This window comes from Streptomyces sp. NBC_00207 (genome assembly GCF_045160965.1).
Lineage (GTDB): Bacteria > Actinomycetota > Actinomycetes > Streptomycetales > Streptomycetaceae > Streptomyces.
The window spans coordinates 5,410,454-5,425,623 of the sequence record NZ_CP130715.1 but is presented as its reverse complement, the minus strand read 5'-3'; the positions used below and the strand labels follow the sequence as shown (position 1 = coordinate 5,425,623).

General features: G+C 75.1%; 11 protein-coding genes. 10 read left to right on the top strand and 1 reads right to left on the bottom strand.

All coding sequences use genetic code 11. From position 1 onward, the window contains the following. Positions 1-18: 18 nt before the first annotated feature. Positions 19-1,407, bottom strand: coding sequence for a hydrolytic protein (locus OG472_RS25725; RefSeq protein ID WP_405831449.1), 1,389 nt, complete (start codon positions 1,405-1,407; stop codon positions 19-21). Positions 1,408-1,575: 168 nt separating this feature from the next. Between OG472_RS25725 and OG472_RS25720 the strand changes: the two genes are divergently transcribed. The 10 genes from OG472_RS25720 (at position 1,576) to OG472_RS25675 (ending at position 15,124) form a co-directional block, all read left to right on the top strand. After that, positions 1,576-2,247 (top strand): response regulator transcription factor, encoded by a 672-nt coding sequence (locus OG472_RS25720; RefSeq protein WP_405831447.1) that lies wholly within the window; start codon positions 1,576-1,578, stop codon positions 2,245-2,247. Positions 2,248-2,426: 179 nt separating this feature from the next. Then, positions 2,427-5,606, top strand: coding sequence for a hypothetical protein (locus OG472_RS25715; RefSeq protein ID WP_405942103.1), 3,180 nt, complete (start codon positions 2,427-2,429; stop codon positions 5,604-5,606). Next, positions 5,603-6,307, top strand: coding sequence for a DUF4255 domain-containing protein (locus OG472_RS25710; protein WP_405942102.1), 705 nt, complete (start codon positions 5,603-5,605; stop codon positions 6,305-6,307). The genes OG472_RS25715 and OG472_RS25710 overlap by 4 nt, the downstream gene beginning before the upstream one ends. Continuing rightward, entirely contained in the window at positions 6,304-8,397 is a 2,094-nt protein-coding gene (locus OG472_RS25705; RefSeq protein ID WP_405942101.1) for an AAA family ATPase, read from the top strand. Before OG472_RS25710 ends, OG472_RS25705 begins: the two co-directional genes overlap by 4 nt. A gap of 170 nt (positions 8,398-8,567) precedes the next feature. Beyond that, positions 8,568-10,127 (top strand): phage tail sheath family protein, encoded by a 1,560-nt coding sequence (locus OG472_RS25700; protein WP_401607714.1) that lies wholly within the window; start codon positions 8,568-8,570, stop codon positions 10,125-10,127. A gap of 35 nt (positions 10,128-10,162) precedes the next feature. Continuing rightward, the gene (locus OG472_RS25695; RefSeq protein ID WP_030388073.1) at positions 10,163-10,603 is read left to right on the top strand and encodes a phage tail protein; all 441 of its coding nucleotides are present in this window, start codon (positions 10,163-10,165) and stop codon (positions 10,601-10,603) included. Next, on the top strand, positions 10,600-11,097 hold the full coding sequence (locus OG472_RS25690; RefSeq protein WP_361761634.1) for a hypothetical protein: 498 nt from the start codon (positions 10,600-10,602) through the stop codon (positions 11,095-11,097). Before OG472_RS25695 ends, OG472_RS25690 begins: the two co-directional genes overlap by 4 nt. Beyond that, on the top strand, positions 11,094-11,252 hold the full coding sequence (locus OG472_RS25685) for a DUF6760 family protein (protein ID WP_327263844.1): 159 nt from the start codon (positions 11,094-11,096) through the stop codon (positions 11,250-11,252). The genes OG472_RS25690 and OG472_RS25685 overlap by 4 nt, the downstream gene beginning before the upstream one ends. Before the next feature lie 4 nt (positions 11,253-11,256). Beyond that, a complete protein-coding gene (locus tag OG472_RS25680) occupies positions 11,257-14,664 on the top strand; it encodes a hypothetical protein (protein ID WP_405942100.1) in 3,408 nt (1,135 codons plus the stop codon). Positions 14,665-14,698: 34 nt separating this feature from the next. Continuing rightward, on the top strand, positions 14,699-15,124 hold the full coding sequence (locus OG472_RS25675) for a phage tail protein (protein ID WP_383574813.1): 426 nt from the start codon (positions 14,699-14,701) through the stop codon (positions 15,122-15,124). Positions 15,125-15,170 lie beyond the last annotated feature (46 nt).

The window sequence follows — 15,170 nt, the reverse complement described above, 5'->3', positions numbered from 1 at the left end:
ATGTCCGTGCCGCTCGGGTTACCGGAGGTCGCTCAGCACTCCGCTCACATTGAGCACCTCGTGACATTCCTGCGCCTGACGGCCGGTGGCCGGGGTGCCCGGCTTCGCGCAGGTCACCTGGACGGTCACAGTCTGGCTCTCGGTGATGCTGATGGGGGTGACCCAGTGGTAGTCCTGGTTGCGGAACGTCTCCAGCGCGATCGTGGTGATCTTTCGGTCGCCGAAGTCGATGGTGACCACCCCCTCGTCGCCCTGGAAGTTCGCGACCACGATGTCCGTGATCCCGAAGACCTTGCCCGCGGGCACCGTGTAGGTGCCGGTCTTGGCCTGCCCGCCGCCGGTCTGCAGGTCGATGGTGGCCGAGCTCTGCTGCCCTCCGGATCCCGTACCGCCGCCTCCGCCTCCGGCGCCCGTACCCGTACCGGTTCCCGTGCCTGCTCCGCCCGCGCCGGGCTGGGTGCCCTTGCCCGCACCGCCCGGCTGCTTGCCGTCGCCGGTCACCGGGGTCTGCCCGTTCAGGTCCGCACTGGGCGTCGGCTTCTTCTGGACCGCCTCGTCGGCGGCCTCCTTGGCCGTGCTGCGCACGGCCGGACGCACCAGCAGGAACCAGGCGAGCAGCAGCGCGAGCAGTGCGGCCAGTACCGCGAGCAGCCACTTCGGGAAGATCGGGATCTGGACGAACTCCGCGTCCAGCGTGACCCGGACGGGGTCCGGCTCCGGCCGCTCCCGGCCGTCCTCGGCGCCACCGTCTCCGGCACCGTCACCTGCTGCGGCTGCAGCTGCGGCTTCGGCCACTTCCACGGTGAACGGCCAGGTCACCGGCGTCCCGAACCACACCGGCCGGCCGGTGCGGACCCGCAGCCCCACCTCCGCGGACTCCCCGGGCTCCAGCTTCAGCACCGCGGGGGTGAAGGCGAACTTCAGCTCCTCTCCCGGCTGGGCGGGCGTGAAGCCCAGCTGTACGGGGCAGTTGCCCTCGTTGCGCACGGCCAGTCGATATCGTCCGCGCAGCCAGCCGCGGCGCCGTTTGGGAGCGCTCTCAGCCCTAAGTTCCCGAAATGCACCGACATGCACCGTGGTCTCGGGGACCCGTACGGCCTCCGGGTGCTCGGTGGGCAGCACGCGCACGGCGAGCGGCACCTCCCCCGCCCGCACCTGCGGCGAACGGGGCGGCGCCAGACGGATCGTCACCGTTTCCGAGGTGCCGGGGTAGAGGGAGACGCGCTCGGGTTCCACCGTGGCCCACGCAGCGCAGTCGCCGACGATCTCCAGGCGGTACGCCTCGACGATGTCGCTGTCGTTGCGGACGGTCAGGCTGGTGGTTGCGGTACCGCCCGGCGTCACCGAAACCGGCGGGATGTCGAGGCCGGGCGCGCCAGGGCTGGAAGAGGCTGCTGGGGATATCACGCCTCGACGCTACGCCGCCGTCCCGGCCGCTCCCACGGACGCGAGGGCAACGCCCCGGGCAACCCCGATGCCCCCACAGACACTCATCAACTACGGGCAACGAAGCCCTTGTTGACCATTCCTCTCCATCCGTTGCCCCACATACGCATCATGGAACAGGTACGACACATGACCCAGACTGAGAACTACGGACCCGCCTCCTCGTCCGGCGCCGGCCAACGGGTCACGGTGGCCGTGTACGCACCGGACCCGGTCCTGCACGTCGGAATCGTCCACCAGTTGCGCCAGCGGCGCGAGATCGAACTCGTCGACGCCGCCGACGCCGACGGCGCCCAGGTGTCGCTCGTCGCCGTGGACAGCGTGGACGACGAGACGGCCGCCCTGCTGTACCGGCTGCGGCACAACTCCGGCACGCGCACCGGGCTCGTGGTGGGCACGTTCGAATCCGGGGACGCCTTGCAACGCGCCATCGAATGCGGGGTCACCGCGGTGCTGCGGCGCACCGACGCCGACCAGGACCGGCTCCTGCGCCTGGTCCTGGCGATAGCCAACGGCGAGGGCGTGCTGCCCGGCGACCTGCTCGCGAAGCTCCTCGACCACGTGGGCAGCCTGCAGCGTTCGACCCTCGACCCGCACGCCGTGTCCCTGTCCACCCTCACCGCGCGCGAGGCCGACATGCTGCGCCTGGTGTCGGAGGGCCTGGACACCTCGGAGATCGCACGCAAGACCTCGTACTCCGAACGGACCGTCAAGAACGTGCTGCACGAGATCATCACGCGGCTGCACCTGCGCAACCGCACGCATGCGGTCGGCTACGCCCTGCGCAACGGACTGATCTGAGCGTACGGCGGGAGCCGGCGCGCACGGCGGAAGCCGGCAGGGCCGCACCCCCACTGCCCGAAAGCGCACCGGGTGCTTCCCCCGGGAGCGGCCCCACGGCCCTGCCGGCCGCACGCGCCGGGCCCGCAAGGTGGCGGGGTCATACGTGAATGCTGTACCGGACTGTGAGGTGGACCGTGATGGGCACGGGTGGCTCCGGCAGTCGTCGACGCCGCTGGGGGAGGGCCGGCGCGCCGCTGCTGCTGCTGGTGCCCTTGCTCGCGGTGACGGCGGCCACCGGCCCGGGCGACGCCGAGGCGCGCCCCCTGGCGGCCGACGCCGGTGACGGCCGGGTCGTGTACGCCGGCACGCGCCACCGCAGCCTCGGCCGGGTGGCGAACGACACGTCCAGCACCCCGCTGTTCGGCGAGGGTCCGGCCCACCTGGACACCCAGCCGGCCGCACTGGGCGACCAGCTGGTCTTCGCCGGCCGCCGCGACGAGCGGACCCCGCAGGTCTACCTGCGCTCCGCGGACGGCTCGGTGCGGCGCCTGACCAGCGGTCTGGACGTGGCGAACCCCCGGCTGACCCCGGACGGCCGGTCGGTCGTCTTCGACTCGGCGCAGCCCGCCCCGGCCGGCGGCATCCAGCGCGACCTGTGGCTGGTGCGCACCGACGGCACCGGCCTCACCCGGCTGACCGACTCCCCCGCGAACGAGGAGCACCCCACGGTCTCGCCGGAGGGCGGACGCCTCGCCTACTCCTCGGACGGCGACAAGGCCGTCGGCCGGCAGGTCTACGTACGTCCCCTGCGGGGCGGCGCCGCCACCCGCGTCACCGACCCGGCCAACGGCACGGCCACCGAGCCGGTGTGGAACCCGGTGGACGACAAGGCGAACCGGGACCTGATCGCCTACACGGCCACCCCGACCACCGCCGACTCGACCGGGCCCCGCCTGCGCTGGACCGACGGGCGCGGCGACGGCCCGCTGCTGGCCGGCGCCCAGGCCAACTGGCGTACCCGCGGGGCAGCGTGGCTGCCCGACGGGAACGGGTTGCTCTTCCTCAGCCCGGACCGCACCTGTGACTGCAAGGGCGACTGGGACCACGTCTTCCGGGTGCCCGCGCACTCGGCGGACACGCCCCAGCTGGTGCTCAGCGAGGACCGCGAGGTCGGTTCGGCCACCTGGCTCGGCCCGCTGACCGGCGGCGGCGTCGTGGTCGAGCGGACCTCGGCGGCCGGACCGCACACGGTGACCCTGCAGGACGCCCGGATGGACGGCTCCGACCCCCGCGACCTCGGCCTGGAAATCCTCAAGGAGGACCCGGCGGCCGACACCAACACCGACCCGGCCAAGGACCCGCTGTTCCAGCCCGCCCCCGGCTCCGACCCGTGGACCGAGCGGCAGAACTACACGCCCGACGGGCGCAGGATCGTGCTGACCCGCTTCGAGGGCAAGCCCGAAGCCCGGATCCAGCGGATCTGGATGGCGGACGCCGACGGAACCAACCCATCGGCCCTGCCGCTCGCCGGCCGCGGCCCCAGGGACTGGGACACCGACCCGACGTTCTCCCCCGACGGCAAGCTCCTGGCCTTCACCCGGACCTCGCCCGGCGGGGTCGGCGGTGACGCGGGCGTCGCGCGCATCCTGATCGCGGACGCGGCCACCGGCGCGATCCGCGGCGAGATCACCCCGCCCGCCGGCCAGGCCCGGCTGGGCGACGCCCAGCCCACCTGGTCCTCCGACGGCACGACCCTGGCCTTCACCCGCAACCTCGTGATCAACGACAAGGGCGGCAACAAGCACGTCTGGACCGTGCCCGTGGACCACCTGGACCGGCAGCGCGACCTGAGCGCCACCATCTGTCCCGGTGCCTGCGAGGTCATCGACGACAGCCCGGCGTTCTCACCGGACGGCGCCACCATCGCCTTCAACCGCAAGAACGGCGCCGGCCGCGTCGACGAGCGCAGCGGCATCCTGCTCGCCTCCGCGACCGGAAGTGCCTGCCGGGTCCTGCTGCCCGACGCCGCCCGCGACGTGCCGGGGGCCTGCGGCCGGGAGCTGCCCGAACCCACGGCCAAGGGACCGTTCCAGCCCCGCGACGCCGCATGGACCGCCGACGGCAAGAGCCTGGTGCTCAGTGCCCGCGGCTCACGGGCCCCCAACAGCCCCGAGAAGCTGAAGCTGGTGGACGTGGCCTCCGGCGACCACAACCTGCTCATCACCGGCCTGCCGGGCCGCCAGAAGGAACCCGGCGTGCAGCAGTCGGTGGACCTCGCGGTGCGGGCACCCGAGAAGGCCGCACCGCTCACCGTCGGCGGCTCCGGCACGGTCCGGGTGGACGTCGTCAACCACGGCCCGGCGGCCTCGCCCGGTACCCGGCTGACCGTCGCGCCCCCGCTCGGCGTGACCGTCACCGCGCTCACCGCACCCGGCGCCACCTGTGACGCTGCCGCGCTGACCTGCACCCTGGGCGTGGTGCCCGCCGGCGCCACCGTCACCGTGACCGTCACCCTCACCGGCGTCACCCCCGGGGACCAGCCGGTGGACTGGTCGGTCACCGGCACCGTGCTCGACCCCCGCCCCAGCGACAACTCCGGGCGGACCGTGGTGCCGGTGCGCGAGGCACCCGTACCCCCGAAGCCCACACCCACCCCGCCGACGCCGACACCGGCCCCGCCGACGACCCCGCCCGCGACGCCCACACCCCAGCCGGAGCCGCCCGCGCCCCCGGCCGGACCCGGGCTGAGCCTCACGGCGCAGCCGAACCCCGGCTACGTCGGCGGCCGCGTCGTCGTCACGTACACCGTCCGCAACGGCCGCAACGCCCTCGCCACCGGCCTGCGGCTGCGCATCGGCCTCCCGCAGGGCGTGCCGCGCTCCGGGCCGCCGGCGGGCTGCGACCAGAACTGGGAGTGCGTACTGCCCGACCTGGCACCGGGCGCCCGGACCGTCCTGCGGGTCGTCCTCAGCCCCGACAAGGCGCTCACCGGCGAGGTGACCGGCACCCTGACCACGACCGGCACGGACGCCGACCCCCGCGACAACACCGCCCGGCAGCAACTGCGCATCCTCCAGCCGCGCATCGTCGCCGTGCCGCCGATCGGCAAGCCCGGCTTCGTCACCTCCGTGCGCGGCGAGGACTTCCCGCCCGGCGTGCCGGTGCGGTTCACGTGGAAGCCGGGCATCACCGCAGCGGCGGCGCCGACCCTCCCGCAGCGCGACGGCACGTTCATCGGCCAGCTGCTGATCCTCGCCAAGGACCAGACGGGCCCCCGCGTCATCATCGCGAGCGGCCCCGGCTTCTCGCCGGTGCAGACCGACTTCCTCGTGGTCAACGGCTCGGTGCAGCCGCCGGACGAGGTGACCCGCCGGTGATCCACGAAGTCGACGAGGGGCTGCGCCGGCTGCTGGCGGAGTCCGGCCTGGAGGCGTCGGGCATCGAGGTGGTCTTCGACGCCCCGACCAGCGAATGGGCGGCCCGCCGCAGCGCGCCCACCGTCTGCGTGTTCCTGTACGACATCCGCGAGGACCACACCCGGCGCGGCAGCGGCGCGGGCGAGGTGTACGACGCGGACGGCTTCGTCGTCGCGCGCCGCACCCCGCCGCGCTGGTTCGAGCTGACGTACCTGGTCACCGCGTGGGCCAGCAGGCCGCAGGACGAGCACCGGCTGCTCTCCCAGGTGCTCTCCTGCCTCGTGAACACCGACACCCTGCCCCCGCGGCTGCTCACCGGCACGCTCGCCGAACTCGGCCTGCTCGTGGACGTGGACGCGGGCGGCACCGGCATGGACGCACCGGCCGCCTCCGACGTGTGGTCGGCGCTGGGCGGCGAACTGAAGCCGTCCCTCGGGCTGCGCGTGAAGGCGCCGCTGGCGGGCATCAGCACGATCACGGCCCCGCCGGTCACCGAGGGGCTCGTCGTGAACTCCGTACCGCAGGCCGAACCGGACGGGGCCGAGAACGCGCGCCGGCTGCGCTACACCGGGCTGAGCGAGCCCGGACCGGAGGGCTTCGGCGGCTCCCGGGAACGGCCGAACGCCCCCGCCCGCCGCCGACGGGGGGAACGGCAGCCGTGACGCACACCGTCCCGCCGGCGACCGCGCCCGCGGTCCCGGCCGACACCACCCCCTACCTGTGGACCCGACTCCGGCTCGTCGAGGAGCGGGTACGCCGGGCCGTGGAGCTGCGGCGGGCCGTCGATCCCGACCCGGACGACCCCTACCGGGGCCAGTACCTCACCCCCGAGGCCGCCGCCCGCATCCTGGACGCGCCGCACGGCCCCGGCCTGCCCGCGCCCGCACCGGCCGCTCCCCCACCCGGCTCGCCGCTCGACGTCCTGGCCACGCGCTTCGCCCTGGAGCCGCTCGACCTGGACCTGCTCCTGGTGGCCATGGCGCCGGACCTGGACGCCCGCTTCGAACGGCTCTACGGCTACCTCAACGACGACCTGACGCGCCGCCGGCCCACCGTCGGCCTCGCCCTCGAACTGTGCGGCCACACCGGCGCGGCGGCCGCACGCTTCCGGCTCTCCCCCACCGCACCGCTCGTCGCCGGCGGACTGCTGGAGGTCACCGAACCCGAACGGCCGCCCCTGTCCAGGGTGCTGGCCGTCCCTGACCGGGTCACCGCCCATCTGCTCGGCGACGCCTCGCCCGACCCGCGTCTGGCCGAAGTGCTCCGCCGGGCCACCGACGACCCGGCCGTCGACCCGGCCGAGCTGCGGCAGGCCGTCGCCGCGGCCGGCAGCGGCACCCGCCACGTCCACCTGCGGACCCGCGGCGGCGATCCCGAAGGCCTGGCCACCGCCGCACTGCACGCGTACGGGCCGGGACCCCTGGCCCTGGACGCGGCCGCACTGACCCACCACGCCCGCGCCCTGCCCGCACTCGCCCGCGCCACCGCCCGCGAGGCCCGCCTGACGGGCGCCGGAGTGCTGATCGGGCCGCTGGAGGAACTGCCCGAACAGCCCGACGAGCGGGCCCGCGTCCTGCGCACGCTGTGCACCGTGCTGCGCGGCATCCCCCTGTTCACGTACGGAACGAGCGGCTGGGAACCCGCCTGGGCGGCCGACACCCCCGTCACGCTGACGGTGGCCGCCCCCACCCCCGACCGGCACGTCACCCGCTGGCGGCACGCGCTGGAGCGGGCCGACGCGGAACACGGCGCGGGCGGCGACGCCGACGCGCTCGCCCGGTCCGTGTCCGCGCACCGCCTCGACGCAGGGCAGCTGAGGCGCGCCGCCGACACCGCGGTACGCACCGCCGCACTCGACGGCCGCCCGCTCTCCCCCGACGACCTGCGCACCGCCGTACGGGCCCAGAACGGCGCGGGGCTCGCCCGCCTCGCCCGCCGGGTGGAGCCCGCCGTGGGCTGGGACGACCTGGTGCTGCCCGCCCCCACCCACCGCCGACTGCGTGAACTCTCCGTCCGCGCCCGCCACCGCGACCAGGTGCTCGGCCAGTGGGGCATGCGGCCCGGCGGCGGGCGCGGGCGCGGGGTGATCGCGCTGTTCGCCGGGTCCTCCGGCACCGGCAAGACCATGTCCGCCGAGGTCGTGGCGGCCGACCTGGGCATGGACCTGTACGTGGTGGACCTGTCCACGGTCGTCGACAAGTACGTCGGCGAGACCGAGAAGAACCTGGAGCGGATCTTCACCGAGGCATCGGCCGTCAACGCGGTGCTGCTCTTCGACGAGGCCGACGCGATCTTCGGCAAGCGCTCGGAGGTGAAGGACGCCCACGACAAGCACGCCAACATGGAATCGGCGTACCTGCTCCAGCGGATGGAGTCGTTCGACGGCATCGCCGTCCTGACCACCAATCTGCGGGCCAACCTCGACGAGGCGTTCACCCGCCGCCTGGACGTGGTCGCGGACTTCCCGGTACCCGACGCCACCCAGCGCCTGGCCCTGTGGGAGCGGTGCCTGGGCGAGCGGCTGCCCCGGGCCGGCGACCTCGATCTCCGCTTCTGCGCCGACCGGTTCGAACTGGCCGGAGGCTCGATCCGGGCCTGCGCCGTGACGGCCGCCTACTTCGCGGCCGCGTCGGGTGAACCGCTGACCATGAGCCAGGTGGTGACGGCGGTCGCACAGGAGTACCGCAAGCTCGGCCGCCTGGTCCTGGAGAGCGAGTTCGGCCCGTACCTGGGCCAGGTCACGCAGGTGTGAGCGGGGCGGCCGGGCCGGGCCGGGCCCGGTGCCTGCCCGGTCCGGCGGGGGCGACCGGGAGGGCAGCGCACTTGCCCCCGGCCAGGTCCCAACGCCCTTGTCCCGGGCGGCGGCCGCCGGAAAGGCTGTGGTCAGACCTGATTGTGAAGCCGTAACCCGAAGGAGCGAGCATGCCGACGTACCTCACCCCGGGCGTGTACGTGGAGGAGGTGCAGTCCGGTGCTCGCCCGATCGAAGGGGTCGGCACCGCCGTCGCCGCGTTCGTGGGCTTCGCCCAGAGCGGCCCGTTCCACGAGCCGACGCTGGTCACCAGCTGGGACCAGTACTCCCAGCGGTTCGGCGGCTTCACCGAGGGCACCTACCTGCCCCACGCCGTCTACGGCTACTTCGCCAACGGCGGCGGCGCCGCCTACGTCGTCCGCATCGGCGGGCCGGCCGGGGACGCCTCCGCACCGGCCGCCGCGGGCGCCGCCCCCCAGCCCCGCGCCGTGGAGCCGGTCGAGCTCGGCGGCTTCCTGATCTCGGCCCGGCCGGGCGCCACCGGCGTGTCCGTGGAGATCGCCGAAGCGGAGGGCGAGAACCCGCCCGAGGACCGCTTCAAGGTCCTGGTCCGCCAGGGCGAGCAGGTGGCCGAGACCTACGAGGTGTCCGCCCGCAAGAACGTCAAGGGCTACCTCGTCGCCCAGGCCCGCGCCTCGAAGCTGATCGAGGTCACCGAGCAGCGGGGCGCCGCCCAGACCCGGCCCGCCGCGCAGACCGTCGTCGTGCCCGACGCCCCCGGCGCATCGCCCGCCCCGGCCGGCCGCGGCGGCGTCGCCCGGCTCGACCCGGCCGAGTACGTCGGCGACTCCGCCGCCCGCACCGGCTTCGCCGGCCTGGAGACCATCGACGAGATCACGATGGTCGCGGTGCCGGACCTGATGAGCGCCTACCAGCGCGGCGACATCGACTCCGAAGGCGTACGCACCGTGCAGCTCGCGGTGATCTCGCACTGCGAGCAGATGGGCGACCGGGTGGCCGTCCTGGACACCCCGCCCGGACTCTCCGCGCAGCAGGTGCGCACCTGGCGCAACGACGAGGCGGGCTACGACTCCCGCTACGCCACCCTCTACTACCCGTGGGTGAAGGTCTTCGACCCGGCCGCCGGGCGCAACACGACCGTCCCGCCGAGCGGCCACGTCGCCGGCGTGTGGGCGCGCAGCGACGCCGAGCGGGGTGTGCACAAGGCCCCCGCCAACGAGGTGATCCGCGGCGCGGTGGACCTGGAACTGCGCCTGAGCAAGGGCGAGCAGGACCTGCTCAACCCGATCGGTGTGAACTGCGTACGGGCCTTCCCCGGCCGCGGCATCCGGATCTGGGGTGCCCGCACCCTCTCCTCCGACCCGGCCTGGCGCTACCTGAACGTGCGCCGCCTCTTCAACTACCTGGAGGAGTCCATCCTCCTGGGCACCCAGTGGGTGGTCTTCGAGCCGAACGACGACCGGCTCTGGTCGAGCATCCGGCGCAACGTCACCGCGTTCCTCACCGAGGAGTGGCGCCGCGGCGCACTGTTCGGCCGCACGGCCGCGGAGGCGTTCTACGTCAAGTGCGACCGGGACAACAACCCGCAGGAGTCGATCGACCAGGGCCGCGTGGTCTGTGAGATCGGTGTCTCGCCGGTCAAGCCCGCCGAGTTCGTGGTGTTCCGGCTGGCCCAGTTCTCCGACAGCACCAGCCTCATCGACGAGTGACCCTCCGGGGCAGCAAGGAAAGGTGAAGGACAGTCATGGCAGAGGGCGATGCTCTTTCCACCCATATCTTCGGCGTACAGCTCGGCGGCTACCTGGTCGAATCGATCCAGGAGATCAGCGGCCTGACCGTCGAGGAAGAGGTCGTCGAGGTCCGCCAGGTCAGCGCGGAGGGCAAGCAGATCATCCGCAAGCAGCCCGGCGCCCGCCAGGCCGGCGAGGTCACGATCACCCGGGGACTCGACAAGAGCAGCGAGTTCACCAAGTGGATCAAGGAGACCCTGAACAACGGGGCCGTCGACACCGCTCGGCAGAACCTCACCATCGAGATCAAGGACTCCACGGGTGCGACCGTCCGCCGCATCCAGCTGATGCAGGGCTGGGCCTCCAAGTGGGAGGGCCCCTCCCTCAAGGCCGGCGAGTCCGCCGCGGCCACCGAGTCGGTGACCATCGTGTTCGAGGAGATCATCGTCGAATGAGACGTCGTACGGTGACTGCAGGCAATCTGGAGGAGATCCTCCAGGTCACGGCGCCCACGACGGCCCCGGAGCAGGCGGTGGCACCCCCGGCCGCCGCCGCTCCGGCGGCACGCGAGGACCACGGGCTGCGGACGGAGTTCGAGTTCGAGCTGCCGCGCGGCTACGTCGACGAAGCGGGGACGGTGCACCGGCACGGCTCGATGCGCCTGGCCACCGCCCGCGACGAACTGCGGCCCCAGATCGACCTTCGGGTCAAGGAGAACCCGGCGTACCTGAGCGTGGTGCTGCTCAGCCAGGTGATCACCCGGCTCGGCACCATCACCGACGTGCACGCCGGGATCGTGGAACGGATGTACGCGACCGACGTCGCGTTCCTGCAGGACTTCTACCGGCGCGTCAACAGCGAGGGCCACACGCGCGCGGCGGTCACCTGCCCGCACTGCGAAGGCGGCTTCGAGGTCGACCTCTCCGGTGGGCGCCTGGGGGAATCGTGACGTACGCCCTCCCCCGGCTCAGGGAGGAGATCGCGTACATCGCCTACCACTTCCACTGGCAACGCGACGAGATCCTCGACCTCACCCACGGCGAGCGCCAGGAGTGGGTCTCCGAGATAGCTCGCATCAACACCCGTGTGAACGAAGGCGGTTGAACGCATGGCATGGCGGGACAGGCTGCGTCGGCGCGCCGCCGTGCCGGACGCCGCGACCGACCGGACAGCGGCGCCGGCGGCCCCGGACGCGGCCGCCGCACCGGAGGCCGGTGCACCCGTCGGCGTACCCGGCGACTGGGACGGCGGCTGGCGCATGACGGCGCCGCCCGCCCTGACCGTGTCCCGCGCGGCCATCGGCGTCAGCGACGGCCTCGCCTTCCGGTCCGGCCTGGCCGCGTGGCGCGATCCGTCGTTCGACACCGGGCTCGCCCACGCCCTGCTGCCGTCCGCCCCGGCCGGTCTCGTACGCGGGGTCGCCCGCCCCGCCGGCGCACGCCCCACCCCCAGCAGCGGCGGCCCGCTGCTGCTGCGGGCACTGCGGCAGCCGCACGAAGCGGAGCAGCCCTCGGCTCCGGGCGCACCGGGGCGCGTACGCCCCGACGCCCCGTCGTCCCGTCGGAGCAGCCCGGGCACGCACGGCGCGGCCGCCGGTCCGGTGGCCTCCGGCACGGGCGCACCCGTGCCGGACACCGCGTCGCCGTTGCGCGGCGGCACGCCGCAGGCACCCGGGGCGCCCGGCGCCCGCGGCCTCGCGTCCACGCACAGCGCAGCCGTACTCGGCACGCCCGCTCCCGCCGTGCAGCGGGCCGGGGCGACGGGCAGCCGCGCCGCCGTGGCCCCTGGCGCGCCCGACCCTGCGCCGACGCCTCCGCGGTTCCCGCTGATCCGCCGCATCGCGGTGATCCCCGACGCATCGGCGACCCGGGGAGCATCCGCCGGGGGTGCCGCCCCGTCCCCCTCCGGTCCGCCCGTCCAGCGGTCCGCAGCCCGCCCGTCCGGCTCCACGGGGTCCGCGCCCGCCCCGGCGGCCCCGGCTGCCCGTCCCGGCCGCACGGGCGGGGAAGCCCCCGGCACCGCCGTGGTCCGGCCGCGCGCCGTCGGCCGCACGCTGACCCTCGCCCGCGTGCCCGCCACACCCAGGCGCCGCGTGCCCGCCATCCGTCCCGCCCCCGTGCGGACGTCTCCGGTCACGACCACGGCCACGGCCACGGCCACGGCCGTACAGCGTGCGGAAAGCCGCGAACCGCTGGGCACCCCTGCCTCGGACACGCCCGTGCAGGGTGCGGAAGGCCGCGCACCACTGGGCACGCCCCTCACCGAACTCCCCGCCGCAGCCACGCTGTCGGACCGCTCTGCAGCCTCCCCCGGCCCGGCGCTGCCCGTCGTCCAGCGCCGGGCGGAGCCCGCAGCCGAGGGCGGGCCGAATACCACCCCGCAGGACCACGCAGTGAAGCCCGCCGCCCCGGCGAAGCCGACGCTGCAGCGCCAGGCGGAGCCCACCACTCCCGACAGCAGGGAGCCGAAGCCCACCGCACAGCGCCAAGCGGAGCCCGCGACCGGCCCCGAGACACCCGTGCAGCGCGCGGAAAGCCGCCCGCCACTCGGCACTCCCCGCACCGAACTGCCCTCCACGGCCACGCCGTCGGGCCACCCCGCCTCCCCGCCCGCCCCGGCCATGCCCGTGGTCCAGCGCCAAGCGGAGCCCGCAGCCGAGGCCGGCGCCACACCCCACAGCGATCGGCCGAAGCCCAACGCGGAGCAGCCCGCCGCCCCGGCGAAGCCGACGCTGCAGCACCAGGCGGAGCCCGCAGCCGGCCCGGACACGCCCGTACAGCGCACGGGAAGCCGCCCGCCCCTCGGGACGCCCCCCACCGAACTGCCCTCCACGGCCACGCCGTCGGGCCACCCAGCCTCCCCGCCCGCCCCGGCGATGCCCGTGGTCCAGCGCCAGGCGGAGCCCTCCGTCCAAGGTGCATCCACCCCTGGCAACGGCGCGCCGAAGCCCTCCCCGCAGCACCGCGCGGAGCGGCCCGCCGCCCCGGCAAAGCCGACGCTGCAGCGCCAGGCGGAGCCCTCGGCAGAGGGCGCCGCCGCTCCCGGCAGCGATCGGCCGAAGCCCTCCGCCCAGCGCCAGGCGGAGCTCACGGCAGGCCCGGGCGCGCCCGTACAGCGCACGGAGAGCCGCCCGCCCCTCGGGACGCCCCCCACCGAACTGCCCTCCACGGCCACGCCGTCGGGCCACCCCGCCTCCCCGCCCGCCCCGGCCATGCCCGTGGTCCAGCGCCAGGCGGAGCCCGCAGCCGAGGGCGCATCCACATCCGGCAAGGGTGCGCAGCGCCCGGTGGAGCCCGCAGCCGGCACGGGCGGGCCCGGGCAGCGTGCGGGAAGCCGCCCGCCGCTCGGCGCGCCCCTCACCGAACTCCCCGCCACCGCCATACCCTCGGGCCGCCCCGCAGCAGCTCCCGCCCCCGCCCCGGCCCTGCCCATCGTGCAGCGCCAGGCAGAGCCGACGGCCGGTGACGGCACCGGGCCGAAGCCCTCCCCGCAGCTCCGCCCGGGGCGGCCCGCCGAGGTGACCCGCGGGTCCGGCCCGGGACGGTCCACGCCGCGCGTACGCAGCGGCCTGGGGGCGCCGCTGCCCTCGCTGCCGCCGAGCGCGGCGCCGCCCGCCTCCCCCTCCTACCGGTCCCGAACGGCTCGGCCCGCCTCACCCGCCGACGTACAGCGCGCCCCCGCGCCCGGGGCTCCGTCGACGGCGCCCGGCCACGCACCCCTGCTGGGGGCCGGCGGCGTACAGCGCCGTACTGCCGCACCCGGCGCGCCCTCCGGTTCCGCTCGCCCGGTTCCGCTGGTCGTCGCCCGCTCGGTCACCGACAAGACCGCAGGCGACGCCACGGCGGCGCCCTCCGCCTCCCGCAGCCTCCGGCTCCTGGCGGCGCGGCCCCTGCCCCTCGGCACCCATGACATGGGGAGCGCGGCCGCCCCCGCCCCGCGCCCGGCGAGCCGTCCCGTGGTCGCGGCCCGCTGGGCCGCCCCGTCGGCCGCACCGCAGCAGGTCCAGCGGGCCGCGACGGACGGGCCGCGCGGCTCGGCCCCGCCGTCCCCCGTGCATGCCGTACGCGCCGTGCGTCCCGCGCCCGCGTCGGCCCCGGCCCGCGCCGCGGCCACCCCCCTCCCCGTGACCGGCCCGCACACACCGCCGCTCGTGGTCCAGCCGGCCCCGGCCGTGCCGTCGGCGCAGCCCGTGCCCGTCGTGCGCCCCAGGACACCGGCCCCCACCGCCGTCCCGGGAGCGGCCGGACCGGCGGCACCGGCGCCGGGCGTCCCCCGTCCGGCGGGCCCGTCACCGGTGCAGCGCGCCCCGGGCGGGCCCCGGACCGGCCCCGGGCCGGCCGGGGGCGGCAAGCCCGACCGGCACGCCCCGGCCGACCGGCACGCGGCACCGCAGGTCCCCGACGCCGATCTGGACGATCTCGCGCGCCGCCTGCTCGATCCGGTGTCCCGCCTGCTGCGCACCGAGTTGCGGCGCGGCCGGGAACGCGCGGGCCGGCCCTTCGACGGCCGTCGCTGAGAACACGTACGCACGAGAAACGGACGACGGACCGATGACGGACAACATCTTCGCGACCAGCGTGTTCTTCCGGCTGGCGATCGGCGGCAACGACCTGGGCGCCTTCCACACCTGCTCCGGCATGGGCGCCGAAGTCGAGATGGAGAGCTACGCCGAGGGCGGCAACAACGGCTTCACCTGGCAGCTTCCGGGACGCGTGACCTGGTCGAACATCACCCTCACCCGGCCCGTCACCGCCGACACGGCGAAGATCGGCCGCTGGCTGGACGAGACCCTGCGCCGGGTCGAGCCCAAGGACGGCGAGATCGTCGCCCTGCGGCCCGATCTGGGCCGGATCATCAGCTGGCAGGTGTTCGGGATCGTCCCGGTCCGGTGGCAGGGGCCCTCCTTCGACCCCGCCAACTCCGCAGCGGCGGTGGAGACGTTGGAGATCGCCCACCAGGGGCTGCTGCCCTCCTGACCGCCCCCGCCGAGCCCCGCCCGCATCCGCCCGCCCCCGCCCGCAT

Coding starts and splice junctions, on each gene's coding strand:
- OG472_RS25690 (WP_361761634.1), top strand. CDS start 10,600: ATGAGACGTCGTACGGTGACTGCAGGCAATCTGGAGGAGATCCTCCAG.
- OG472_RS25720 (WP_405831447.1), top strand. CDS start 1,576: ATGACCCAGACTGAGAACTACGGACCCGCCTCCTCGTCCGGCGCCGGC.
- OG472_RS25700 (WP_401607714.1), top strand. CDS start 8,568: ATGCCGACGTACCTCACCCCGGGCGTGTACGTGGAGGAGGTGCAGTCC.
- OG472_RS25675 (WP_383574813.1), top strand. CDS start 14,699: ATGACGGACAACATCTTCGCGACCAGCGTGTTCTTCCGGCTGGCGATC.
- OG472_RS25680 (WP_405942100.1), top strand. CDS start 11,257: ATGGCATGGCGGGACAGGCTGCGTCGGCGCGCCGCCGTGCCGGACGCC.
- OG472_RS25695 (WP_030388073.1), top strand. CDS start 10,163: ATGGCAGAGGGCGATGCTCTTTCCACCCATATCTTCGGCGTACAGCTC.
- OG472_RS25715 (WP_405942103.1), top strand. CDS start 2,427: ATGGGCACGGGTGGCTCCGGCAGTCGTCGACGCCGCTGGGGGAGGGCC.